The following is a 23898-nucleotide window of genomic DNA, read 5'->3' as shown; positions in this document are numbered from 1 at the left end:
ATGAGGCGAACAGAACAAGGCGCGAACGGGCCTCAGTCGATGGTCACATCAAGCAGCCGGACGTATTGCTGGCCGGCATGCATGTCGCGCTCGACCATTCCGCCCTGGGGTGTTGGGCGGGGAAAGGAAATCTTGACCATTTCCAGGTTCGCCACCGGGATGTGCTTGACCCGCTCGGGATCAGTGCCGTAGAGCTTCGCGAATTGCGCCGGGGAAAGTGCCGCGCAATCGGAATAACGCTCGAAATTCTCCCGCCCGTTGAAAAAGATATCGAAGGTAATCCAGAACGGCCCCGCTTGCTTGGACCGGACATGCCGACATACATCACGCAACTTGGTCATTGTGCAAGCTCCTTCCTGGCCACCGAGGTAGCCGATAAATCAATCCACTCCAGACGAACCAACTCCATGGGATCCTCAAGTTCCACTACGTGATTCAACTTGAACTCGAAAATCTGCCCACGCGGTATATCAGCCGGGGTAAAGGCAAATCCATACGACGGCAGTTCCTTGCCCATGACACTCGGGTAATGGAAGAAATATGGATTACACGCGTGGGCAATGGTATTGGCCATTTCCTGGGTTGCGGCAGTTGCCACAAACAACATGCCTAGTTCCGGCGGCGGTAATGTTCCCGGAGGCGGCGTTACCCCGGTGACGCCGTTCCACCCATACATGCGCAGGGAAATATGAAATTCGCCCAGTTCCTCGGCGGGGATGGATTGGCGGGTTCTTGTATAAAGCGCCTCAAGTAATCGATCATGGAAACCGTCGATATCCTTGAGTACATCGGGGTCTTGAATGCCCACCAGCATGATCGTTTGATATAAACCGGCCGCGGCGCCTTCCAACTTCATGGTGTAGGGCATTTCCTCCCAGCGCGAACCTTCGACCCGGACAGCACGGCCATTGAGATCGGTGTAACGTGCCTCGGCTACATTCAAGATGCCACCGGGCTCGACCAACCGGAACGGGTCGCTGTTTTCGTAGAGCATGTGGGCCGAAACGCTATGGGGCGTGCACCGGTTGTCCTGGCTCAACGGCTCGACTTCGAAGCCGTTCGCATCGATACTCAGCAGGATTCCCGAGCCTAGCGTGGGATTGACGGCACACTGCACGCCGCATTCGCCGGTCTTGCCAGCGTGCCACGAAGGCCCCCAAGGCGCGCCTTTCCAGATTGGATAACAGGCGATGACCGCGGTATCGGTGGAGCGGCCGGCCAATATGATATCGGCACCGGCCTCCAGCGCAGCGAGAAAGGGCTCCACCCCCAGCGCGGCGACAATATGTTCGCAAGCGTCCACCGTTGCGTCGTCCAACGCAGTATGTGGCGACAAGGGTTTTATACGCCCCTCGGCGTTCAAGTTCTTTATCGTGTCCTTGTCCTGCTCGCAATAAATGAGCGCAATTTTTGGCGCCACGCCCAACTCTTCGGCTATTTCCAAGGCGATATCACGCGTCCAGTTCAAATTAAGATCGCCTCCGGCCTGACCGGCGGTACCGACAATGATCGGCACTCCGGATTGCGCCTGGGCTTTCATTAATATCATCAAGTCACGCTTGACCGCGCCTCGGTTGTTCTTCGATTTACCCAGTGCAAGATAAGCCGCGCCACTGTCGGTTGAACCGGCATCGGTAGCGATAACTTGTGCACCGGCGGCCAATCCATAGGCTATTTCCTCTTCCCGAACGCCCGCTCCCAAAGAACCGCAGGGAACAATGACTTTTATACAATCTTGAAATACCGTTCGCATAAATCCCTCTTCTTTTTTACTTCTTCTTTGAGGCGATGATAAGGCTTGCAACGGTGTTGACAAGTGGACAGATTTTGTCCATATAACTACGCCAACGCTAACTTCGCCGCTTTGAAAAACTCGCAGCGAGTTGAGCGATATCAAAACTGTTTTCGACGTGGACTCAGTAGGCAAAGGACTTCATTGATGGAGCAACACATGCGCCAGACCGGACCGGATGAACCGCCGCAGAACGCTCCCCAGCGCATCAGCGCCGAGTCGATGGCGCATTTCATGCCGGGCACGCCGCAAGTCGTGCCGACGCGTGCGCAGGTCCAGGAAATGGTGGTGCAGCTGTTCAGCCACCCTACGGTAGTCGAGCCGGTCCTGGTGCCCGCGGTGGTCGAGCCTCTGCTCGTCCTGGTGCTGACCGGGGGCGCCCGGATCGAGGAACGTTCGCTGGGCGGCGAATGGGAAGCCGTCGATGTTCAGGCCGGTGATTTCTACCTCACCAGCACGAACGAGCCTTACGAGATGCGCTGGCAAACGCAAGGTTGCGACACCTTCGAAGTCATGCACCTGTATCTCGGTTTACCGTTGATCGAGCGCGCCGCGCGCGACGTGCTCGGGGAACGGGCCGGTCCTGTCACCTTTCGCGATATCTCCGGAGCCCGGGACCTGCGGGTGAGCTTCATGCTGGATCAGTTGCGCAACGAGCTGGTCGACGAACGCCAGCCCAGCCCACTGTTTGCACAGAGCCTGGCCCAGGCACTGGCGGTGCACCTGGTGCGTACCTACCTCGCGCCCCACAGCGGAGCTTCGCGCAGCAACTCGCTGCAGGCGTACAAATTGCGTCGGGTCCTCGAGACGATGCATCAGCGCCTCGCCGATGATTTCAGCCTTGCCCACCTGGCCCAGGTCGCGGAGCTGAGCGAGTATCACTTCAGCCGAATGTTCAAGCGCGCCACGGGCCTGTCGCCTTCGCAGTACTTCATTCGCCTGCGCATGAGCCGGGCCCGGCAGCTGCTGCTTGAAACGGACCGCAGCGTCATCGAGATCGGATTGGAAGTGGGTTACTCAAGCCCGAGCCATTTCTCCCAGGTCTTTCGCCGGGAGATAGGCGTGACGCCCAGCGATTATCGCCAGGCGTGAGGACCGTTTCACCCACTGGCCAGCGCCCTGCTCACTCGTTGATGTAACGTTCACAGCGCGCAGACAGGAAGGCCCTGAGCACCTGGACCGACGGCGTCAGCGAGGTTCGATGGGCGCACACCAGTTGCAGCGGCGCTGGCTGGCCATACTCCGCTGGAAAAATCTCCACCAGGCGACCGCTGCGAAGATCGTCCATTACATCGAGCTTCGATTTGTAGACGATCCCCTGGCCCGCCACGGCCCAACGCCTGGCAATATCGGCGTCATCGCTGATGCGATCGCCAGCGACCTGAACCGTTTCCAGCCCATTCGCTGTCTGGAAAATCCAACGCTCGTAGGTTTGCTCACCCATCACGTAACGCAGGCAATTGTGCCCGCTCAGCTCACCCGGCGTCTTTGGCAGGCCGTGCCGCGCGATGTAGTCGGGTGAGGCACACACGGTCCTTCGGTTGGATGGGGCCAGCATCAAGGAGACGAGGCTCGAATCGGCCAACTGACCATAACGAATGCTCGCATCGAGATGCTCCCCGAACAGGTCGGCGACCTGGTCGCTGACCCGCAGCTGCAACAATATCTTGGGATGCATCTGCTGGAACTCGTCCAGCCACGGCAGCAGCAGGTTTCGCCCGATGTCCGAGGGCACCGACAAGCGCAGCGTCCCGGCCACTTCGTCACGCCCCTCGGCCAGGGCGAGCTCGCCATCCTCCAGCACCTCCAATGCCCGCCGGGCATGGGCCAGGTAGCGCTCGCCACCATCCGACAAACGCAGCCGCCGCGTAGAGCGCACGAACAGCCTCACCCCCAGGCTTGCCTCAAGTCGCTGTACCGCGACGCTGGCCAGCGCCGGAGAAATATCCAGCAAGCGCGCCGCCGCGGAAAAGCTCCCGGCGTCAGTGGTCGTCACGAACACTTGTAGATCATCGACTCGAACTATCTTCTTCACGCTGCGCGATTCTTTACCTGGACAGGAGCTTTTCAGCGTAATGGGAAAAGCGCTCATTGCACAGGGCAGCCGAGGCCCAGCCGATCAAGGTTCTCATGCGCTCAAACCGATCCAGCCGTGGATACCCACATACATGCCGACTGCAATTATCAACACGCTCGACAGATAAGGCGCGCGCCGGGCAACAGTGCCCAGCCACGGCCAGCGATTGGAGGCCTGCCGAGCGCCAAGGGCCGCGGCCGCTCCCACCGTAACCAGGGTAATTGCCAGGCCGATGCTGAAGCACAAGACAAGCATGCCGCCGAGCGCAACTTCCTTGACCTGCAGGCAGAGGAGCAGGACGGTTATCGCCGCGGGACACGGGATCAGCCCACCCGTCAGGCCGAACACAATGATCTGGCCCGTGGTGACGTCTCGATTGCTGAAACGCTTGCGGATGTCGTTGGCATGCGCCCGTTCATGAGCGTCCTGGTAACCCTCCGATGATAGCGCCAGTTCCGGATGAGCATGATCGTGATCGTGATCGTGATCGTGATCGTGATCGTGATCGTGATCGTGATCGTGATCGTGATCGTGATCGTGATCGTGATCGTGATCGTGATCGTGATGAGCATGGCGATGCCCGTCACCGCTCTCAAGCCTGAACATCTGTTCGCCACGCCAGGTACGCCAGAGCATCCACAACGCGATCGCAATGATCAGCACCGCAGAGGCGAGTTGGAAGTACGGTTCCGTAGTCTCGGCGTCCAGCCCTTGGCCCAGGTACATCCCGCCAATCGCCACCAGCCACACCACGGCGGTGTGCGAAAGCGTCGCGGCCAACCCCAGCAACACCGCCTGCTTGACCGAGCCGCGAATGGCCACGATGAACGCCGCCATCATGGTTTTCGAATGACCAGGTTCCAGCCCATGCAAGGCGCCCAGCAAGATCGCACTGGGGAAATACAGCCAGGCGTGAGCGCCCCCCTGTTGCAGCAGTTCAGCAAAATTCGGCATGTCGAGGCCTAGAGGTACTTGGTGATTTGTTTGAAGGCTTCCAGCGGCGCGCGCTCGCCCCTGTCCAGTGCCGAAACGGTGTCTTCGAGGCAATGATCGATGTGATCCTGGATCAGTGTGCGCTTGGCCTGGCACACGGCTTTCTCCACCGCATGCAACTGCTGGGCGATGTCCACGCAATCACGACCCTCCTCGATCATGAGGATGATGCTGCGCAGGTGACCGTCCGCCCGCTTGAGGCGCTTGATGATCGCTTCATGGCTTTGGTGGACATGGGGATGATCGTGGTTGAGTTCACTCATGGACGAGGCTCGGATCGCTATGGAATGCGCCGGATCATATCCCCCCCAGGGGGATAAGACAAACAAGCGCTTCCCGAATGACGAACCGCACCTCATTGCGGCTTCGTCAGATCCTGTAATAAATCGCTTCGTATGAAATGCTGGGAACCGTTGTAGGATTTCTTCCCCAATTATTGCCAGACCCGTATGAACACCCTCCAGGAACCTCCCAGTCGCTTTTCAAGAAACACGGTCTCCCCCGCTTCAGCGCCGCGCACATCGCGGTTGCAGCCCGCTTCCTTCGTATTGAACGCCCGAGGGAGCGAATAACCCATGGAATGGATCGTTGACCCCACGGCATGGCTCGGCCTGCTGACCCTGATCGTGCTAGAGCTGGTGCTCGGCATCGATAACCTCGTATTCATCGCCATCCTGGCGGACAAGCTCCCCCCCGCGCAGCGCGACCGTGCGCGTGTCATCGGCCTGTCCCTGGCGCTGCTGATGCGCCTGGGCCTGCTGGCGAGCATTTCCTGGATGGTGACCCTGACCAACCCGCTGTTCGAAGTGTTCGGCAGGACGTTCTCGGGCCGCGACTTGATCATGCTGTTTGGCGGTGTGTTCCTGTTGTTCAAGGCAACCATGGAGTTGCATGAGCGACTCGAGGGCCACGTGGCGCAACGTTCCGGCAACGCCGCCTATGCGCTGTTCTGGCCGATCGTTGCGCAGATCGTGGTGCTGGATGCGGTCTTTTCCCTGGATGCGGTGATCACCGCCGTGGGCATGGTTGAACATCTGTCAGTGATGATGATCGCGGTGATCTTCTCCATCGGCCTGATGATGATCGCGAGCAAGCCGTTGACGAAATTCGTCAATGGCCACCCTACCGTCATCATGCTGTGCCTGGGCTTTTTGATGATGATCGGCTTCAGCCTCACCGCCGATGGCCTGGGTTTCCACATTCCTAAAGGTTACCTGTACGCCGCGATTGGCTTCTCGATCCTGATCGAGCTGTTCAACCAGTTGGCGCGTTCGCGGCGCAAGAAAAACCTGCAAGGTCTTCGGCCGATGCGCGAGCGTACCGCCCATGCGGTGTTGCGCCTGCTGGGCGGTCAAAAACTGGGGGCCGATGAAATCGGCGAAGAAATCGCCGACCTGCTGGAAGGCGAGGAGCCCGAGCAGGTTTTCCATCGACGCGAACGGGTGATGATCAGCGGCGTGCTGCAATTGGCTGAGCGCCCGATACGCAGCGTGATGACCCCTCGTGCGCAAATCGACCACCTTGACCTGGCAAACACGCCGGAAGACATCCGTACGACGCTGATGCACTCGTCGTATTCGCGCTTGCCGTTGATTCGCGCTGGACGCGTGGATGAGCCGTTGGGTTTCGTCCACAAGAAGGAGCTGCTCAAGGAAATATTGGCGGGCAATCAGCCAAATCTGGAAGCCATGGCGCGCAAAGCCATCAACCTGCTCGACAGCTTCACGATCCTCAACGCGCTGGAGCAAATGCGCAAGGAGTCGACCCACATCGCCTTCGTGGTGAACGAGTTCGGTGACTTCGTCGGCCTGCTCACGATGACCGACATCCTCGAATCCATTGCCGGCGAATTGCCCGACGCCAGTGAAATCGACGGGCCGAATATTGTTGCGCAAGAGGACGGTTTCCTCGTCAGCGGGGCCCTGAACCTCAGCCAGGTTCGCGAACACATCGGTTTTCACGCGTACGCGACGGAGGATTACCAGACCCTTGCAGGTCTGGTGATGAGCTTGCTGGATCGCTTGCCGATGATTGGCGATACCCTGAATTGGCAGGGATGGAGCATGACCGTCATGGAGGTTGAAGAGCGTCGGGTAACCAGGGTCTTGCTGCGTATCGAGGAACAGGCGTGACCTGCTAGCTGCCAAATGGTGCTGGCGCCACAGCATATGAAACGTATATCATCGATATACGAAACATATGGAGCCACACATGGGCATTGTCAACATCGACGACGAACTTCACGACCAGCTACGCAAGGCCACCAAGGTCTCCTGCCGTTCGATCAACGCGCAGGCGGCCTTCTGGATCAAGGTAGGCATGCTGTGCGAGACCAACCCTACCCTCAGTTTCAACGAGATCATCCAGCGCGAACTCAGCGACGCCGGCGTTACGGCGCAACCGTTGGAGGCGAACTGGCAATGATCAAGCGACCCGAGGAACTGGCCCTGATGGCCGAGTCCGGCCGACTGCTCGCCTTGGTGTTCGAACGGCTGGATCAAACCAATTTGATGGGGCTGTCAACGCTGCAGATCGATGCAATGGTCGAGGATTTCATCGTCCGTGATCTCCATGCGCGCCCCGCCAGCAAGGGACAGTACGGGTACGGTTTTGTACTCAACTGCTCGATCAACGAAGTGGTCTGCCATGGTGTGCCCTCGCGCTCGCGAGTGCTTCAAGACGGCGACATCGTCAATCTGGACATCACCCTGGAAAAGAACGGCTATATCGCGGATTCGAGCAAGACGTACCTGATCGGCAACGTCGACCCAGCCGCCAGCAAGCTGGTCCAGGTCACTTATGAAGCCATGTGGAAGGGCATCCGCGCCGTCCGCCCGGGCGCTCGCCTGGGCGACATCGGCTCGGCCATCCAAGGCCATGCGACACGCAACGGTTATTCGGTGGTCCGTGAATATTGCGGCCACGGCATCGGCCGGCAAATGCACGAGGAACCCCAGGTGTTGCACTTCGGCAAAGCGGGAACGGGCCTGGTCCTGCGCGAGGGCATGGTCTTCACCATCGAGCCGATGCTCAACCAGGGCACATCGGACGTCAGGACCGAAGCCGACGGCTGGACCGTGGTGACCCGGGACGGCGCGCTCTCCGCGCAGTTCGAGCATACCGTGGCCGTCACGGCGTCCGGTTTTTCGGTGCTGACGTTGCGGCCGGACGAATCAGGCCTCGTGACAAGCACGCATGGGGCCAACCTCAACGCCTAGGGCATTGCGACGGCCGATCGGCAGTCGTCGTGCCCCCTTCATGCTGAGCATCAATGGGGTTGCGCTCAGTCCATCGGCCGTCCAGGCAGGTCGATATGACGCATCAACTGAAACGTCTCGCCGTTTTTCTTTCTGACCACTGCCAAAACCGGAAACTCACCGTAAATCTTCAACCAGAGGTCGAATGAAGATTTCTGATCTGAAGAGGCGATCACCGGTTGCGGGAAATCCTCCCACACGCGATAGGTGACCGATTCAATCTCGCCAAGGTTGTTGCGCGAATCCAACGGTTCTATCCAGACCCGCACCTTGAACAATCCGCTCCTCGGAATGGTTCTGGGACGCAAGGTTTCTGACTGATGCAGCAGGATGAAACCAAAATCGACCATTCGATCGTATTTGGCGTTCAGGATCGAGACGTCCTATTCCACGACCGGTACGTCAGCGCCAGAGGTGGCAATCCCGGTATCGACACTTTCCAACTCCCGCGGCGAAGGTGCTCGAAAAAAATGAGCCTGGTTGATGAAATCACTCGGCCCATAGAGATGGGTATGAAAGTATGCAACCAACAAGTAAAAAACGAACAGCACGGCAACGGGAAAGATCGCCATGAACAAAATGACCGGATGACTTGGCGCTTCGTAGAATCGCTCGTTGCCAAACCCGACCACAAGTGCCCCGATCGCATAGACGGATATGATGAACAGAGCAATCAGGCCTAATGGATTTCGATGCATACCCGCGGCCGTTTTAAAAAACGAACTGCCTCGAACCAGATCAAGTGCTTTATTCATCCTGTTTGCCTCCGCGCGTCCATTACCAACATGCAATCAAGCGGGATAAAAAGCCTTTTTCAACTCGAAGTGCGGACCATCCAGAAATGGTTGTTTGCCCTGCTTTTTGACCCGCGCGCCATAATCGATCATGAGGTCTTCAGGTGCTGCCTCCGAGTCGGTAAAATCGATATCCCATGCACCACCCCATCGCAGCTTCACGTCCAACTCCTTTGCCGCCATCCTCATGGCCTCCGCAATCAGGAAAATGGGCGGCCACTCCCACCGCAACTTCCCGTTTATGTAGGGCACCAGATCAACGGCATGCCCGGTGATATGCCGGGAATCCAACGTCTTGGTCGCGCCTTTGGCGAACAGGGACTTCTGTTGATCCAACGATCGAATGCCATCGTGAACCGCAAAATCCTGTACCGAATAAGCCAGAGAACGATTGACCACCGCCACCAGATCCTGATGGACATTTTTCAATTCGTTCAGGGATCCCGGGCCAAACTTGAAATCCGCCATGACGTCCTCCGTTCATAACAGAAACAGCGGACGCCAGCCCGCTGATTCACAGGAACCTGCGCAAGCCGTAGCGTCGCTAAAAAGAAATAACCAAACCGACCTACTTCACCTTATTGCCTGACAATGAATAGTTAGCAGGCGTCGGCTTGTCAAGAAATCAGCTAAATAAAAAGTTGCAACTGTCGACTGTTAGATAAATGATTCACTTCGCCCCGTCTGCTCCCAGAAAGTTGTAACTTTTCTGAGTCATTAAAAGATCAAACAAGTTAAACCATTGGCGATTCTTTTAAACGGTACTTGCTTCTCCTGTGGGAGCGAGCCTGCTCGCGAATGCGCTACCACAGCCGATGAATATGCTGGATGTGCCGATCTCTTCGCGAGCAGGCTCGCTCCCACAGGGTCTTTCGAATCCGCCGGGCGAACAGCTCGATGGATGCCTAGGTTTCGGCAACGCCAGCTTCCAGCTCCAGTTCATCACGGCGGTGGTCAGCCTGCCGTCCCAGCCGCCATCCAAGGCCGGCCCACAGCAACGCACACCCTGCGCCGATCAACGCGACCAGGCCGGCGCCCTGCCCCAGCATGTCGAGCGCCGTCTTGATCCAACCGCTGACCGCATCACCGCCGCGATAGACCACCGTGTCGATAAAGTTCTTGGCTTTGTATTTATTTTCCGCATCCAACGGCGTGAACAGCATTTCCCGGCCCGGCCTCACGAACGCGTACTCGCCGATCCTTCGCACAATCATCAAAGTCGCGAGGATCGCAAAGCCTGGCGCCAGTGCCAGACCGACGAAGCCGATGCACATGATCAGCGGGACGATCGCCAATAACGCACCGATGCCGAGCTTCGGGGCGATGCGCCCGGTGATGAACAGCTGGGACAGTAGCGCGCCCGCCTGCACAATAAAATCGATAGTGCCGAAGACCCGTACCTGAGCCTGGCGGTCCGGAAACAGCTCGGCCACCAGACGTGCCTGCTCGAAGTAGAGAAAGGTGCTGACCGTTGCCAGCAGCACGACAAAACCGGCGATCCCCAGCAGGTACGGCGAACGGAACACCGCCGTCATGCCGCTGAACGGATTGCCAGTCAGGGGCCGCTGCGGGCTTTGCGTGGGTGCCGCGCCGGGACGCCCGGCCCCACCGGTTTCACGCCAACGCATCAAGGTTCGTTTCAATCCAAGCGTGGCCCCCAGCAACACGGCTGCCACGAACATCAACCCCGAGGCACCGAGGCTGTCGATCAGCAGTGCACTCAAGGCCGGCCCGAGCAGGCCGCCGGTGCTGGCGCCGGCCGCGATGAAGGCGAACAGGCGCTTGGCCTGCTCGCTGTCGAATACATCAGCCATCAGGCTCCAGGCCACGGAGACGACGAACAGGTTATAGACCGAAATCCATACGTAAAAAGTACGCGCCAGCCAGACGTTGTCCGAATCGAACTGGAACAGCTCGACGAACATCAGCAAGTTCAAGACGAAGAAGCCATACACCCAATCGACGAGGCGCAGGCGCGGCACTCGCGCGCTGAGCCAGGCGAACAACGGCACGGCCACCAGCATGACGAGAAAGGTCGCGGTAAACAGCCATTGCAGATTCTCCACACCCGCGGCGATCCCCATCGACTCACGGATCGGACGCAACATGAAGTAGCCGGTGAACAGGCATAGGAACAACAGGAACCCGCACATTGCCGGACGCAGTTCATCGTCACGGGCGTTGAGGGCCAGGCTCAGCCGATGCAAATAGGAAGGGGTACTCATGGAAACTCCTGGGAAACGGCAACAAGCCGGAGGTCGAGCGCGGGAACGAATGCCCGCGCCCAGGCTGCGTCAGCGATAGGTCACGCCGGTCAGTTGCTCGGAGATGGCCCAGAGCCGTTCGGCATCCGCCTGCGCGTTCGCGGCAGGCGGCGTCTTGGCGAAACCCAACGGACCGCGCCTTTCATCGTCCCCAGTCGGGCCGTAGTAAGCACCGCCCACGGCTCGCACAGCGGTAGCGGCATACAACGTGGGCAACGCGCCTTGCGCCGCCGAGTGGTACGCGTCGCGATCCTTTGCCCAGCGCTGGCCGAACTCGCTTTCGAGGCCGGGCCCGCGCGCGACCAACTCGGTGACCGCTACCCCGGGGTGCGCCGCCATGCTGCGAATACCCCAGTTTTCGGCATCACTGCGCCGCTGCAAGGCAAACGCCCAGTGCAGCACCGCCAGTTTCGATTGCGCGTAGGCCGCGTACGGGTCGTATTTGCGCTCGAACTGCAGGTCATCAAAATTCATCGTGCCGCGCGTCGCCGCAATACTTGAAAGGCTCACAACTCGGGCGTCCTGGCTCTGGCGCAAGAGCGGCACCAGCAGGCCGGTCAGCGCGAAGTGCCCCAGGTAATTGGTCGCCAGTTGCAGTTCGAAACCGTCGGCAGACGTACCGCGCTCTGGCGGCGCCATGATGGCGGCATTGTTGATCAACACGTCGAGGCGCGGCAGCTTGCTCTGGAGACGCTGGGCCAGCGCGCTTACCGATGAGAGATTGGCCAGGTCCACGGCCTCGAATTGCACCTTGGCATCGGGTACGGACTCGCGGATACGGGCGATGGCCTCAGCGCCGCGCTCCGGGTTGCGGGCGGCGATAATGACGTCGGCACCGGCACGCGCCAATGCCAGCGCATCTTCATAACCCATGCCGCTGGTGCCGCCGGTGATCAGGACAATCCGGCCTTTCTGCGACGGTATGTCGCTGGTGGACCAGTCGGGTTTGGGTGCAACGCGAGCCGATGCTTCGACGCTGATGGCGCTCAACAGCGCTACGCCCGCAGCGAGCGTCCGGGCCAGCGTGATGATTCGGCCCAGGTTGGGCGAAAGTCCGATTGCGGGGATTGTTGTTCTATTCCACATGACTGGCTTCTCTGTTGGGGGTGATGAAGGGATATCGCCGGTGTTCACTGGATGGAGCACGCATCGGCCAGCTGCAGGAAGCTGACGTGCCGGAGTTCACCCTGGGTATCGACATAGGTCATCTTGGCCCGCACCACCTCGCACACCGACGGGCTCGGCGCCTCGATGCGAATGGCCTGGGCCACGTCCAGCGGCATGCCGTATTCGTAAGCCGGGGGATTGGTTTGCTCCTTGGCATAGAGCGGCGCACCGCCTAATGCGATGACGGCCAACAGACTGGCGATCGACAGGTTCTGAATGTTCATAGTGGTCTCCACAAATGCCCTTACCGGGATAGTGGTTGCACTTTATGAGGGGGACACTGACCTCAAGGTGACTGGCAACTGACAGGAACATGTCAAACGCCGGCGCCGGGAAAAACGCGGTGGCTCAGCCAACGGGATATTGATGTGCTGGCCTCTTCGCGAGCAGGCTCGCTCCCACAAGAAATCGGTGGTTTACCTTGGATCTGCGGCTACAGAAGATCCACTGTGGGAGCGAGCCTGCTCGCGAAAGCGCCGTCTTGGCCGACGGCGATGTTTAAGCTCGCGAGCCAGCGGCTAGCGCGCCGCCTGGCTCGTCAGGGAAAAGCCGAAGGTGTTGAGTCCGTCCTGGCTGTGGGCGAACACCCGCCCACCGTGCATCGACGCCACCGCCCGCACGATGGAGAGCCCCAGGCCATGGTGCGCGTCACTTCGGGCCCTGGCGACGTCGGCTCGATAGAAGCGCTCGAACAGATGCTCCAGGTGCACGCTTTCGATCGGTTCGCCGGCGTTGGAAACGCTCACCCTGGCCTGCATGCCATGGTCTTCCAGGCTCACCGTGATGGTGCTCGCCGGCACCGCGTAGCGCGCCGCGTTTTGCAGCAGATTGGCCAGGGAACGGTGGAACAGACGCCGATCGATGCACACGCGCATGTCGCCCTGGATCACCACGCTCAACTGTTTGTCGTGCAGGACCGGCTCCAGGTATTCCACGGTCTTCGACGCTTCCTCGTAAAGCGAGACATCGCTCAGCTCGGTTGCCCGCTGGCCGCTTTCGGCGCCCGCCAGGAACAGCATGTCGTTGACGATGGTGCCCATCCGTTCCAGTTCTTCGAGATTGGACTGCAACAGGTCCTGGAGCTCATTCACGTCCCGCCCGTGGGCCAACGCGACCTGGGTCTGCCCGATCAGGTTGGTCAGCGGCGTTCGCAGCTCATGGGCCACATTGGCATTGAACCCTTCGAGCTGGCACCAGGCGGCTTCCTGGCGCGCCAGGGCGCCGTTGAACGACACCGCCAGCTCCTGCAATTCGCCAGGCAGCGCCTGCGTGTCGAGTCGCTGCTTCGAATCCCCCGGCGGCAGACTGTTGGCCTGCCGGCTCAAGCGCCGGACCGGGCCCAGGCCAAAACGCGCGATCCAATAGCCGAGCAGCGCCACCAGCACGACCCCCAGCGCAGAAGTCAGAATCAATATCCGGGTGAAATCATCCAGAGTCTTCATGAACGGCGTCGAATCCAATCCCACGATAAAACGCAATTCCGGACGGCTGCCCATGGCCGCAATGGTCTCGACCATCAGCACCATCGGGCGGTCTCGGTCGGGCAGATCGAGGGTGGCGAAACCATCCGGGCGCTTCGACCAGTCCAGGCCGTCCGGCATCGGCCCGCCATAACTGTAGGCCGGGTCGTCGACCACCACCCAATAGCGCACGCGCTCATCCGCGGGCGTCAGGCCATCGAGTTTTTGTCGCAAGCCGACCCAGAACGCCGGCGAATCGTATTTGGCGAGCACCGGATCGAGCACCGAATGGCGCAGGATCAACTCGTTCTGCATCTGCTCGTCGAGCGACTGCTTCAACGAACAGCGCAACAGCGTCGCACTGACCGCGGTGATCAGCGTGACTGCAAGCGCGAACATCAACGCCAGTCGCTTGGCTATCGATCCCTTCATCACGCTGTACCCGCTTGCCTGTCACTGAGTTCACGGCTCTCCAGCACATAACCCATGCCGCGCACGGTATGCAGCAACTTGCGCGGATACGGCGCATCCACCTTGGCCCGCACCCGCTTGATCGCGACTTCGACCACATTGGCGTCGCTATCAAAATTCATGTCCCAGACCTGCTCGGCAATCATCAACTTGGAGAGAATCTCACCCTGGTGTCGCGCCAGCAGGCTCAACAGGCAGAACTCCTTGGCGGTCAGGTCCAGGCGCAGCCCGGCCCGGGTTACCTTGCGCGCCTGCAGATCGACCTCCAGGTCATCGATGCGCAAATGCGTCGGGTCGGCGGTGTCATCGGCACGCCGTCGGATCAATGCCTGGACCCGCGCAACAAGCTCGGCGAAGGAAAACGGTTTGCCCAGGTAGTCGTCAGCACCCTCGCGCAGCCCTCGGACCCGATCATCCACCGTGCCCCTGGCCGACAACATGATCACCGGCGTCTTCTTGTGCAGGCGCAAGCCCTGCAACACGCCGTAGCCGTCCTTGCCCGGCAGCATCACATCCAGGATCACCACGTCGTAATCCATTTCCAACGCGTAATGCAGGCCATCGATACCATTGGTCGCGACATCGACAATGTAGCCAAGCTCGCTCAAGCCACGATGGACATAGGAAGACGTTTTTTCTTCGTCCTCGACGATGAGCAACCGCATCGGATATTTCCTCCAGCAAAGGGGTGCGCTGCACAGGCGCTCATGCATGTTTCAAGCGGCCCGGGCAGACGGGTACAGCGTCCAGCAGAGTATCGGGCCGAAGGTGTCCGCAGGCTGACCGCTTCCTGACATTCCTGTCAGAATTGGCGCGGCCGTGCCGGCGGTTCGACTTATGGCCGCCCCTCGAAATTGACCATCCAGGCGACCCCGAAACGGTCTTCGAACATCGCAAAGCGCTCCGCCCAGAAAGTCTTGCCCAAGGGCATCTGCACGCTGCCGCCGGCACTCAGGCCATTGAACAGCCGCTCGGCCTCCTCCGCGCTGTCGACATTGAGAGACACCGACACGCCTTGCGGCTTGCTGAACGGTTGGCCGGGCGCGCAGTCGGAAGCCATCAGGCTGAAGCCGCCCACGGTCAGGCAGGTGTGCATGATCAGATTGGGGTCCTTGGGCATGCCGACGTCCTCGGGCGCCTCGGCAAAGGACATGGAAAAAAGCTCGCCGCCCAACACGTCCTGGTACAACGCGAAGGCTTCCTTGCAGCGGCCGTTGAAGGTCAGGTAGGGAATGATTTTCATGCTCTGCTCTCCTGTCTGCGGTTTCACGATTGATCGGATATCTGCGCTCGCAAACGTTCTTCCTGCTCGCGCAACTCGGTAGTAAAAGACTCGCCGAAATCCTCAGCCTCGAAGATCTGGCGAATTTCAATCTCACTGTCGCTGACCATAGGGTTGGGGCAGCGCTTGACCCAGTCGACAGCTTCCTGCAACGACTGGACCTGGAAGATCCAGAAGCCGGCGATCAATTCTCCTGTTTGGGCAAACGGGCCCTGGACGACGGTCCGGTTGTTTCCGGAAAACTGTACGCGAACGCCCTTGGCACTGGGATGCAGGCCTTCACCGGCGAGCATCACCCCGGCCTTGACCAGTTCTTCATTGTAGGCGCCCATGGCGGTCAGCAGCTGCGCGCTGGGCATTTCTCCGGCTTCGGATTCGGGACTGGCTTTGATGATCACCATAAATCGCATGCTCATAGCTCCTCAGAATAGATGGATCAAGCCGTCCGTGTGGCGGCTCTGCAGACTAATCGAATGGCGATGACGCAAATCGACAACCCGCGGCGATTTTTTTGAACCATCGCGTGTATGGCGTCCAGTTACTCACGATTCGTGAAGAAAGCTTTCACACGCCGTACCTTCGTACCACAGCGCGCTCGCCCTAGAATGGGTGCAACAACCAAAAGGAGTTTCGAGCGATGTTTGCCTCATTTGAATCGGGTCGATGCCACGTCAACGGTATCACCGTCAACTACCGCAAAGGCGGCAGTGGCCAAGGCTTGCTACTGCTTCACGGGCACCCTCAGACTCACGTGATGTGGCACAAGATCGCCGAGCCGCTGGCGCAACATTTCACCGTGGTGGCGGCGGATCTTCGGGGCTACGGTGATAGCGAAAAACCGCCGAGCGACGCGCAGCACCTGGCCTACTCCAAACGGCAGATGGCGCTGGACGGGGTGGAGCTGATGCGCGAACTGGGATTCATAAAGTTCGACGTGTTGGCTCACGACAGGGGCGCACGAGTGGCCTGTCGGATGGCGATGGATCACCCGGACGCAGTAAAACGCTTGATCGTTCTGGATATTGCTCCGACGCTGGCGATGTACGAGCAGACCAATGAAGCTTTCGCCCGAGCCTACTGGCACTGGTTCTTTCTGATTCGCCCAGCCCCTTTTCCCGAGACGCTCATTGAAGCGGATCCGCAGCTGTATCTGCGCAGCGTCATGGGTGCTCGCAGCGCGGGCATGGCGCCCTTCACCGAAGCGGCATTGGCCGAGTATCTGCGCTGCCTGAGACTACCGGGGGCAGCCCATGGTTTGTGTGAAGACTACCGGGCCAGTGCCAGTATCGATCTGGAGCACGACAAGAGCGACCTGCAAGCCGGCAGGAAACTCTCACTGCCGTTACTCGCCCTATGGGGAGCTGACGGCGTTGTGGGCCGCTGCTTCGATCCGCTTGGCGAATGGCAAAAGGTCGCCAGTGACGTCCGGGGAAAAGCCCTGCCGTCGGGGCATTACATCGCAGAGGAAGCGCCAGGGCTTCTAATTGACGAAGTGCTCGGGTTCCTGCTCCCACCGGTCCCCAGCGCCAGGTGATTTCACGCGGCGAAACTTCCTCGGCATCAATTGCGAACATTTCCAGAGGCTGAAAATTCACGCTCCAGCGTCTATGGTAGATACTTGCAACGGCGGCCATCGTCCAATAACAAGATCGCTGTGAAGGCCCTTCGCGGGCCTCACGCCTGATGGAGCAATTCATGACCCTGCATGACACGCAGACGATCCCCGGCGAACTCGCGGCGTTCGTCAACGACCACTTTTCCGGGCGCGGCCTCAGGCCGGACGGGGTCATTGCACAATCCTGGTACCGCAGCGTCGTGGAGCACCGGCTCGATCCTGGCGCGCCGAGCCGCAAGAATATCCTCAGCGCCGACGCCATACGGCGTCATCAGGAACAGCACCAGCAATATCTTTCCATCGCCAGCCAGGGCGTCAGCGGCCTGGCCCAGCGCGTGGTGCCAGCCGGTTTTGCCGTACTGCTGAGCGACGAGCATGGCATCACCCTGGATTCCCGGCTCCCCAGCCAGCACGACATCTACACCCGATCGGGCCTGGTAGTGGGCGCGCAGTGGGACGAGTCGGTGGTGGGCACCAACGGCATCGGTACCACCCTGGCGGCGGCGCAGCCGTTGATCATTCATCGTGAGGAGCACTTCCTGGCATCGAATTTCAGCCTGAGCTGCTCGGTGGCGCCGATCTTCGACGCCCAAGGATTGTTACGCGGCTGTCTGAATGCGACCTGCATGAACAACGAGGGCCCTCGGGAAAGCCAGTACCTCACGCTGCAACTGGTGATCATGTACGCGCGGCTGATCGAGAACGCAGACTTTCGCCAGCGCTATCGCGACCGCTTGACCCTGTCCCTCAAACCCATCGATGAAATTGCCGACCTGGCCAACGAGCAACTGCTCGCGCTCGATGAAAGTGGTCGCGTCATCGGCGCCAACCGTGCCGCGTTTGTCGCGCTGGAGCTGGCAGATCAGCCGGCATTGCTCGGCACGTTCATCGACAGCCTGCTCCCGACTACGGTGGACGAACTGCTCCGGCTCACCAATGGCGGCGCCCAGGGTGTGCGCTTGCGCCGTCGTCAGGACGAAGCATTGCTGGACGTCGGCCTGCGTATCCCTTCCGAACGGCACCGCCCGCTGCCCGTCGCCCGCCCGGCCCCTGAGGCTCACCCGGATCTGCAGCAACTCGCCGGTCTCGACGCCCGGCTGCAACAGAACGTGCGACGCGTGCGCAAGGTGATCGACAAGGGCATCCCGATCCTGATTACCGGCGAGACCGGCACCGGCAAGGAGGCCTTTGCCCGTGCCATCCACCAGGCCAGCCAACGTCGCGCCGGGCCTTTCGTGGCATTGAACTGCGCGGCGATTCCGGAAACGTTGATCGAGAGCGAGCTGTTCGGCTATCGCGCCGGCAGTTTCACCGGCGCCAACCGCAAAGGCATGAAAGGCAAACTGGAGCTGGCGAACGGCGGAACCCTGTTCCTTGATGAAATCGGCGACATGCCCGCCCATTTGCAGACGCGTTTGCTGCGGGTGCTGGCGGAGCGTGAAATCTCGCCTCTGGGGGCCGAGGTGCCGGTGACCCTGGATGTCCAGGTGATTTCGGCCACACACCAGGACCTGCAGGCGATGATCGGCGATAAGCGCTTTCGTGAAGACCTGTTCTATCGCCTCGCCGGCATGAACCTGGCGCTGCCGGCCTTGCGCGAACGCAGTGACCGGGCCGAGCTGATCGACAAGTTGCTCGCCGCCCAACCTGGCGCCCGCGGGTTACGGCTGAACGCCGATGCGCGCCAATGCCTGATCGACTACCCGTGGCCCGGCAACATTCGCCAGTTGCTCAATAGCCTGCGCTACGCGGTGGCCCTGGCGGAAGACGGTGTGATCGACCCGGACTGCCTGCCCGGCGAAATACTCTCACCCCAGACGCTGCGATTGCCTGGCAGCGCCCAACCGTCGACCAGCAACCTGGGTGAACAACTCGGGAGCGAAGAGGCCCGTCAACTGCTGGGCACCTTGCGTCGGCTGCGCTGGAACATCAGCGCCGCCGCAACCGAGCTCGGCGTTTCGCGCTCGACGCTGTACCGCAAGATGAAAAAGCACGGCGTCGTCGCGCCTAACGATCAGCCGTAATGCCAGACAGCCCCGTGGCGAGGGAGCTTGCTCCCGCTCGGCTGCGAAGCAGTCGTAAACCAGCGGCTGCGGTGCATCTGATGCTCCGCGTTCGCCAGGTTTGGGGTCGCTTCGCAACCCAGCGGGAGCAAGCTCCCTCGCCACGGGATCGCCGTTTTCCCTCGGACAGCATCAGGCGGGGAGCCGGCATTTTTTCAAGCACAGGTGATCAGATTTGGATGTAAACCACATGAGTATGGGTGTACTCATACAAACCGTGCTTGCCATCCGCGCCGCCGCAACCGAGCTCGGCGTTTCGCGCTCGACGTTGTACCGCAAGATGAAAAAGCACGGCGTCGTCGCGCCTAACGATCAGCCCTGACGCTACTCGAAGGTTTTCGACAGCCCCGTGGCGAGGGAGCTTGCTCCCGCTCGGCTGCGAAGCAGTCGTAAACCAGCGGCTGCGGTGCATCTGATGCTCCGCGTTCGCCAGGTTTGGGGTCGCTTCGCAACCCAGCGGGAGCAAGCTCCCTCGCCACGGGATCGCCGTTTTCCCTCGGACAGCATCAGGCGGGGAGCCGGCATTTTTTCAAGCACAGGTGATCAGATTTGGATGTAAACCACATGAGTATGGGTGTACTCATACAAACCGTGCTTGCCATCCGCGCCGCCGCAACCGAGCTCGGCGTTTCGCGCTCGACGTTGTACCGCAAGATGAAAAAGCACGGCGTCGTCGCGCCTAACGATCAGCCCTGACGCTACTCGAAGGTTTTCGACAGCCCCGTGGCGAGGGAGCTTGCTCCCGCTCGGCTGCGAAGCAGTCGTAAACCAGCGGCTGCGGTGCATCTGATGCTCCGCGTTCGCCAGGTTTGGGGTCGCTTCGCAACCCAGCGGGAGCAAGCTTCCTCGCCACGGGATCGCCGTTTTCCCTCGGACAGCATCAGGCGGGGAGCCGGCATTTTCCCAAGCACAGGTGATGATCAGATTTGGATGTAAACCACATGAGTATGGGTGTACTCATACAAACCGTGCTTGCCATCCGCGCCGCCGATACCGGATTTGCGCGCTCCCGCATGAAAACCCTGCATCGCTTCGAAATTCTCCCGGTTGATGTAGGTTTCGCCGAAATCCAGTTCATGGCTGGCGCGCATGGCCGCGCTCAGGCTGCGGGTATAGATCGATGAGGTCAGGCCGTATTCACTGTCGTTGGCCAGGGCGATGGCTTCGTCCAGGTCATCGACAATCTGGATCGGCAACACCGGGCCGAAAATCTCCTGGCGCATGATCGCCATGTCGCTGCCACACCCGGCCAGCACCGTCGGCTGATAATGAAAGCCCTGGCCCTTGTCGGCCACCGCGCCGCCGGTGACCACTTCGGCCCCCTGCCCCGTGGCGGTCCGGACCATTTGTGCGACCTTGTCCAGCGCCGCCTGGTTGATCAGCGGGCCCATGTCCAGATTGTCGTCGGCCAGCGGGTCGCCGTAGCGGGTCGCGGCCATCGACGCGGCGATCTGCTCGATGAATTGATCCGCAACCTTGCGTTCGACGTACACCCGCTCGGCGCAATTGCAGACTTGCCCGCTATTGATCACCCGCGACGCGGTGACCGCCTTGACCGCCAGCGCCAGGTCGGCGTCCGCCAGCACGATCGCCGGGGCCTTGCCGCCCAGTTCCAGGTTGAGCTTGGTGATGTTCGGCGCCGCTGCGACCATGATTCGCGAGCCGGTGCCGACGCTGCCGGTGAAGCTGATCAGGTCGATGCCCGCATGGCGGGTCAGGTCATGTCCCACCGTTGCGCCGGTGCCGCTGACCACGTTGAACACGCCTGCCGGCAAGTCGGTCTCGGCTACCAGGCGGGCGAACTCGAAGCAGTTGATCGGGGTTTCTTCGCTGGGCTTGATCACGATGGTATTGCCGGTCACCAGCGCCGGCGCCATCTTGCGTGCGATCAGGAAGAACGGGAAGTTCCACGGCAGGATGCCGGCCACCACACCCAGGGGTTTGCGCAACAGGAAGATGCTTTCGCCGGCGCGATCGCTGGTCAGCACCTCGCCTTCAAGGCGCCGCGCCCATTCCGCCATGTAATCCAGATAGTCGGCGGTGAAGTTGACCTCCACCCGCGCCAGCCCCAGCACCTTGCCCTGTTCGGCGGTGATGATATGGGCGAGGCGCTCGGCGTTGTCGCGCACTTTGCTGGCGATCTTGCGCAGGTAACCAGCGCGTTCGATGGCCGGGCGGGCCGCCCAGCCTTTCTGCGCCTTGCGCGCCGCGGCAATGGCCGCTTCAACCTGTTCGCCGCTGGCTTGCGGCACCCGCGCCAGCAAGCGTCCGTTGGCCGGGTTGTGCACCTCGATGCTCGGTTCGCTGGGGACAAAGGCGTTGGCGATGAAGTTCTGGTAATCGATGATCTCGGTCATGGGTCTGCTCTCGCGGTCAGTGTCGAAAGCGATGCAGAGGCGCACCGGCCCCTGCGTCGCGGGCGTTCATTTGGCGCTGAAGGTTTTCCAGACGCCGCCTTCCTGCTGCAGGTCGTGGGCGCGCTTGATCAGGTATTGATGAATCTGCTCGACCTGTTCCGGCGTGAAGGCATCGGCAAAGGACGGCATGCCGTCAGGTACTCGGCCGCCATAAAGAATGCCGAGGAACATCTGGTGTTTTTCGCTGGTCAGCTTGCGCAGGTCCGGCAGCACGCCACCGCTGACGGCATGGATGCCGTGGCACTGCGAGCAGTAGCCGTCATAGAGCTTGCCGCCGGCGTCCACCGCCGCCATGTCAGCGGTCAGTGGCGGCGGTTTTGGCGTGTCGGCAAGCGGCGCCGGCTCGTTGAGTTTCGCGGTGCCGCCCAGTTTGTAGGTCAGCACCTGGGAGAACGGCCGCACCCCGGCACGCAGGGACAAAGCCCCGGCAAACGTCGAGAAGGCTCCGCCCCAGCCGGCCATGAAGGTGACGTATTGCTCACCGTCCACGCTGTAGGTAATCGGCGCGGCCATGACGCCACTGGCCGCCGGCTGCTCCCAGAGTTTCTTGCCGGTGTCGGCGGCGTAGGCGATCACCCGGCCATCGGCGCTGCCCTCGAACACCAGGTTGCCGGCGGTGCTCAAGGTGCCGCCGTTGAAGATCGTCACATAGGGCACTTCCCAGGCCGGTTGCTGCTTGACCGGATCCCAGGCAATCAGTTTGCCCGACCAGCCCTTGGCCATTTCCAGCAGCCCGTCGGCATCCTCCGGCATCATCCCGGTGCGCAGGCCCAACTGGTACATGCTCTTGAACGGGTTGCGCTTCGGCGCCTCGGGGATGTGCTCGTAGTAGGCCGACATGATGTGCGCCGGGATATACACCAGGCCCGTGTTCGGGTTGTAGGACATCGGCTGCCAGTCGTGGGCGCCCCAGAACGCCGGCGTGACCAGTTTGCGCTTGCCATCCTTCCAGTACGCGGCATTCTCGTCGTCGACGATTGGCCGGCCGGTCTTCATGTCCATGCCCTTGGTCCAGCTTTGCGGCACGATCCCCTTGGCCGACAGCAGCTCACCCGTGGCGCGGTCGATCACGTAGAAAAAACCGTTCTTCGGCGCCTGCATCAAGACCTTGCGCGGCTTTCCATCGATCGGCAGTTCCGCCAGGATCATGTGCTGGGTGGCGGTGTAGTCCCAGGCGTCTCCTGGCGTGGTCTGGTAGTGCCAGGCGTACTCGCCGGTGTCGGCATTGACCGCGACGATGGATGACAGGAACAGGTTGTCACCCTTGGCCTGGCTACGCCATTTCGGGTCCCACAGCGAGCCATTGCCCACCCCGATGTACAGCAGGTTCAAGTCCGGATCGAAAGCGAAAGAGTCCCAGGCCGTACCGCCCCCGCCCTGGGCCACATAGGCATCGCCGTGCCAGGTCTTGGCGGCGATCGCCATGGCCTTGTCTTCCGGCGGCAGCTTGGGGTCACCCGGTACCGTGAAGAAACGCCAGGCCTGCTTGCCGGTTTCAGCGTCGTAGGCGGTGACGTAACCGCGTACGCCGAACTCGGCGCCGCCGTTGCCGATCACCACTTTGCCGTTGACCACCCGCGGGGCCCCGGTGATGGTGTAGCTGCGCGCGTGATCGGCGCGGGTGTCCACCGACCAGGCGCGCTGGCCGGTCTTGGCATCGATCGCCTCCAGGCGCCCGTCGAGCACACCCACGTAGACCTTGCCCTTCCACACCGCCACACCCCGGTTGACCGCATCGCAACAGGCCTCGCCGGCGCGGTTGCGGTCAGACTTGGGGTCGTACTTCCAGATCAGCTTGCCGTCGCGCGCATCCAGGGCGTAGACCACGGAGAACGGACCGGTGGTGTACATCACGCCATCGACCACGATCGGCGTGGCCTCGACACCGCGATCCAGGTCGAGCTTGTAGCTCCACGCGAGGCCCAGCTGGCCAACGTTCTGGTCGCTGATTTTGTTCAGGGGGCTGTAGCGCTGCTCGTCGTAGGTACGGCCGGTGCTCATCCAGTTACCCGGCTCCCGGTCGGCGGCAATGATGCGCTTGCCATCGACATTCGCCGGCATGTCCTGCGCCCAGCCTGGGGCGGCATTGAGGGTAAGCGCCAGTACGATAAATAACGTCTTGAGGGGAACGCGCGGGCACGCGTTCGCAGAAGCAGTAGGCACGGCGAGGCCAATCTGTGTCATGGGAGACTCCTGGTTCTTATTAGTAGCGAAGCCATTGCGCTGCGCACCAGAAGAAGAGCAAC

23 protein-coding genes and 2 pseudogenes are annotated in these 23898 nt (G+C 60.8%); 8 read left to right on the top strand and 17 right to left on the bottom strand.

Going from position 1 to position 23898, the window contains the following annotated elements; genetic code table 11:
* Positions 1–32 precede the first annotated feature (32 nt).
* Together M1E16_RS11675 and M1E16_RS11670 are read right to left on the bottom strand one after the other, a co-directional pair.
* Entirely contained in the window at positions 33–341 is a 309-nt protein-coding gene (locus M1E16_RS11675; RefSeq protein WP_434624201.1) for a DUF4387 domain-containing protein, read from the bottom strand.
* Positions 338–1753: an acyclic terpene utilization AtuA family protein gene (locus tag M1E16_RS11670; protein WP_458129984.1), complete on the bottom strand. Its 1416-nt coding sequence runs from the start codon at positions 1751–1753 to the stop codon at positions 338–340. The genes M1E16_RS11675 and M1E16_RS11670 overlap by 4 nt, the downstream gene beginning before the upstream one ends.
* Before the next feature lie 198 nt (positions 1754–1951).
* Here M1E16_RS11670 and M1E16_RS11665 point away from each other — a divergent pair, with 198 nt between their 5' ends.
* Positions 1952–2884, top strand: coding sequence for a helix-turn-helix domain-containing protein (locus M1E16_RS11665; RefSeq protein ID WP_458129983.1), 933 nt, complete (start codon positions 1952–1954; stop codon positions 2882–2884).
* A 31-nt stretch (positions 2885–2915) separates the two neighbouring features.
* Here M1E16_RS11665 and M1E16_RS11660 read toward each other — a convergent pair whose 3' ends face one another.
* The 3 genes from M1E16_RS11660 to M1E16_RS11650 all read right to left on the bottom strand — a co-directional run bounded on the left by M1E16_RS11660 (position 2916) and on the right by M1E16_RS11650 (position 5125).
* Positions 2916–3818 carry a LysR substrate-binding domain-containing protein gene (locus tag M1E16_RS11660; RefSeq protein ID WP_458130315.1) on the bottom strand — a complete coding sequence of 301 codons (903 nt, stop codon included), beginning with the start codon at positions 3816–3818 and terminating at the stop codon, positions 2916–2918.
* Positions 3819–3920: 102 nt separating this feature from the next.
* Complete coding sequence (locus tag M1E16_RS11655; RefSeq protein ID WP_458129982.1) at positions 3921–4823, bottom strand: nickel/cobalt efflux protein RcnA; 903 nt, start codon at positions 4821–4823, stop codon at positions 3921–3923.
* 8 nt (positions 4824–4831) lie between these two features.
* Positions 4832–5125: a metal-sensing transcriptional repressor gene (locus tag M1E16_RS11650; protein ID WP_434568764.1), complete on the bottom strand. Its 294-nt coding sequence runs from the start codon at positions 5123–5125 to the stop codon at positions 4832–4834.
* A 312-nt stretch (positions 5126–5437) separates the two neighbouring features.
* On the opposite strand from M1E16_RS11650, the gene M1E16_RS11645 reads away from it, so the two are divergent.
* The 3 genes from M1E16_RS11645 (at position 5438) to map (ending at position 8080) form a co-directional block, all read left to right on the top strand.
* Entirely contained in the window at positions 5438–6994 is a 1557-nt protein-coding gene (locus M1E16_RS11645) for a TerC family protein (RefSeq protein WP_458129981.1), read from the top strand.
* Between the two features lie 79 nt (positions 6995–7073).
* Positions 7074–7286, top strand: a complete 213-nt coding sequence (locus M1E16_RS11640) for a ParD-like family protein (protein WP_434568766.1) — start codon at positions 7074–7076, stop codon at positions 7284–7286.
* On the top strand, positions 7283–8080 hold the full coding sequence (map, locus tag M1E16_RS11635) for a type I methionyl aminopeptidase (protein WP_458129980.1): 798 nt from the start codon (positions 7283–7285) through the stop codon (positions 8078–8080). Before M1E16_RS11640 ends, map begins: the two co-directional genes overlap by 4 nt.
* A 65-nt stretch (positions 8081–8145) precedes the next feature.
* On the opposite strand, the gene M1E16_RS11630 is transcribed toward map, so the two are convergent.
* The 10 genes from M1E16_RS11630 to M1E16_RS11585 all read right to left on the bottom strand — a co-directional run bounded on the left by M1E16_RS11630 (position 8146) and on the right by M1E16_RS11585 (position 15967).
* Positions 8146–8469, bottom strand: a complete 324-nt coding sequence (locus tag M1E16_RS11630; protein WP_458129979.1) for a pYEATS domain-containing protein — start codon at positions 8467–8469, stop codon at positions 8146–8148.
* Between the two features lie 33 nt (positions 8470–8502).
* Complete coding sequence (locus M1E16_RS11625; protein WP_458129978.1) at positions 8503–8874, bottom strand: hypothetical protein; 372 nt, start codon at positions 8872–8874, stop codon at positions 8503–8505.
* Positions 8875–8910: 36 nt separating this feature from the next.
* Complete coding sequence (locus M1E16_RS11620; protein WP_458129977.1) at positions 8911–9381, bottom strand: M15 family metallopeptidase; 471 nt, start codon at positions 9379–9381, stop codon at positions 8911–8913.
* A gap of 437 nt (positions 9382–9818) precedes the next feature.
* Entirely contained in the window at positions 9819–11138 is a 1320-nt protein-coding gene (locus M1E16_RS11615) for an NTP/NDP exchange transporter (protein ID WP_458129976.1), read from the bottom strand.
* Positions 11139–11207: 69 nt separating this feature from the next.
* Complete coding sequence (locus tag M1E16_RS11610; protein ID WP_458129975.1) at positions 11208–12263, bottom strand: SDR family oxidoreductase; 1056 nt, start codon at positions 12261–12263, stop codon at positions 11208–11210.
* 44 nt (positions 12264–12307) lie between these two features.
* Positions 12308–12568 carry a DUF2790 domain-containing protein gene (locus M1E16_RS11605; RefSeq protein ID WP_434568770.1) on the bottom strand — a complete coding sequence of 87 codons (261 nt, stop codon included), beginning with the start codon at positions 12566–12568 and terminating at the stop codon, positions 12308–12310.
* 294 nt (positions 12569–12862) lie between these two features.
* Positions 12863–14236, bottom strand: coding sequence for a heavy metal sensor histidine kinase (locus M1E16_RS11600; protein ID WP_434624213.1), 1374 nt, complete (start codon positions 14234–14236; stop codon positions 12863–12865).
* Positions 14236–14940 carry a heavy metal response regulator transcription factor gene (locus M1E16_RS11595; protein WP_458129974.1) on the bottom strand — a complete coding sequence of 235 codons (705 nt, stop codon included), beginning with the start codon at positions 14938–14940 and terminating at the stop codon, positions 14236–14238. The genes M1E16_RS11600 and M1E16_RS11595 overlap by 1 nt, the downstream gene beginning before the upstream one ends.
* A 170-nt stretch (positions 14941–15110) precedes the next feature.
* A complete protein-coding gene (locus tag M1E16_RS11590) occupies positions 15111–15518 on the bottom strand; it encodes a VOC family protein (protein WP_434568773.1) in 408 nt (135 codons plus the stop codon).
* Positions 15519–15541: 23 nt separating this feature from the next.
* The gene (locus tag M1E16_RS11585) at positions 15542–15967 is read right to left on the bottom strand and encodes a YciI family protein (RefSeq protein WP_434700319.1); all 426 of its coding nucleotides are present in this window, start codon (positions 15965–15967) and stop codon (positions 15542–15544) included.
* A gap of 227 nt (positions 15968–16194) precedes the next feature.
* Between M1E16_RS11585 and M1E16_RS11580 the strand changes: the two genes are divergently transcribed.
* The 4 genes and pseudogenes from M1E16_RS11580 to M1E16_RS11565 form a co-directional block, all read left to right on the top strand.
* Positions 16195–17091, top strand: a complete 897-nt coding sequence (locus tag M1E16_RS11580; RefSeq protein WP_458129973.1) for an alpha/beta fold hydrolase — start codon at positions 16195–16197, stop codon at positions 17089–17091.
* A 161-nt stretch (positions 17092–17252) separates the two neighbouring features.
* A complete protein-coding gene (locus M1E16_RS11575) occupies positions 17253–19196 on the top strand; it encodes a sigma-54-dependent Fis family transcriptional regulator (RefSeq protein WP_458129972.1) in 1944 nt (647 codons plus the stop codon).
* Between the two features lie 298 nt (positions 19197–19494).
* A pseudogene (locus M1E16_RS11570) lies at positions 19495–19557 on the top strand (hypothetical protein); the annotation flags it as partial.
* A gap of 311 nt (positions 19558–19868) precedes the next feature.
* Positions 19869–19931 (top strand): annotated as a pseudogene (locus tag M1E16_RS11565) (hypothetical protein); the annotation flags it as partial.
* Between the two features lie 224 nt (positions 19932–20155).
* On the opposite strand, the gene aldA reads toward M1E16_RS11565, so the two are convergent.
* Positions 20156–21592: an aldehyde dehydrogenase gene (aldA, locus tag M1E16_RS11560; RefSeq protein WP_458129971.1), complete on the bottom strand. Its 1437-nt coding sequence runs from the start codon at positions 21590–21592 to the stop codon at positions 20156–20158.
* 66 nt (positions 21593–21658) lie between these two features.
* Positions 21659–23836 (bottom strand): PQQ-dependent dehydrogenase, methanol/ethanol family, encoded by a 2178-nt coding sequence (locus M1E16_RS11555; RefSeq protein ID WP_458129970.1) that lies wholly within the window; start codon positions 23834–23836, stop codon positions 21659–21661.
* Positions 23837–23898 lie beyond the last annotated feature (62 nt).

It is taken from the genome of Pseudomonas sp. Z2-11, from assembly GCF_054161305.1.
This window is presented reverse-complemented; position numbering and strand designations above follow the sequence as displayed.